This window comes from Terribacillus saccharophilus (assembly GCF_002272075.1).
Taxonomy (GTDB): domain Bacteria; phylum Bacillota; class Bacilli; order Bacillales; family Amphibacillaceae; genus Terribacillus; species Terribacillus saccharophilus_A.
On the sequence record NZ_NPBJ01000049.1, the window covers coordinates 1 to 962 of the forward strand.

Below are 962 nucleotides of genomic sequence, written 5' to 3' on the forward strand. Positions count from 1 at the left end.
ATCCTTCAAAGTAACTATTATGGATGTTAGAACAGAAGAAAAAGTTACAATCAAAGTTCCAGCAGATTCAGAGATTCCAGAAGATATTATGGACAGAAAAAATGAACCAGTTCGTTTCATCAATCTACTTGGCGGGCGATTGAATAACGGTGGTAACTGGTTCAAAGCTGATGGTATTGAATTCGGATTAGTTTAAGCAAAATATAGACTAGGGTTAATCTTGGCGGGCTAACCTTAGTCATTCCCCTTCCAACTATAGAAAGAGAGTGAAAACAAATGAATAACAATAACCAAAATCAAGAAACAAAAAACAGTGGCATTATTATGTCTTTAATTACAAAGTACCCATACATAACATTTTCTACACTGTTATTAGTTATATTATCGTTACTACAATATAGAACGTCAAGTGGTAGCTTATATGATGGTTTAGCTAATACGTGGACGATTAATCTTATAATAACGAACTTTATGATTTACGCTATTGTGAAAGTGTTTAGCAAAAAGAAACCAAAAGGCAGATTAAGTGCAGCTGTAGAAAATGCATTAGCAACTGCAAATTTAATTCCGGCTTATGATGGCCATAAGTCATTCACTATAAAAGAAGATAGCAATTCAATAACTATTTTCATTAATGGCGTAGTAGGCAAGGTGGAAAAAGATTATGAAAAAGCTATCCCGATAATTGAGCATCTTCTGGATCTGGACGTAACGGAATGGAATTATCAAAGAGGGCGAGTAAATATTATTTTATCGAAAAATGCTGTCGAAGCTGATTATTTCTACCGTTCGTCAGTTCCAGAAGACTATTTAACTATTGGACTAGACCAGACACAAGGGGAAGTAAAATGGCATTATAATAAATTCCCTCATATGCTTCTAGTTGGTGGTACAGGCTCTGGTAAATCGACAATGTTCAAAACAGTAATTTCTCAAATGAAATACGAATGGGAATTATTCTT

Annotated in this window: 1 protein-coding gene and 1 pseudogene; both read left to right on the top strand. The window is 34.2% G+C overall.

The window, feature by feature from the left end:
• The coding region (locus CHH48_RS19660) for a hypothetical protein (protein ID WP_176466766.1) at positions 1-196 on the top strand (196 nt) is incomplete at its 5' end.
• 80 nt (positions 197-276) lie between these two features.
• A pseudogene (locus CHH48_RS19095) lies at positions 277-962 on the top strand (hypothetical protein); the annotation flags it as partial.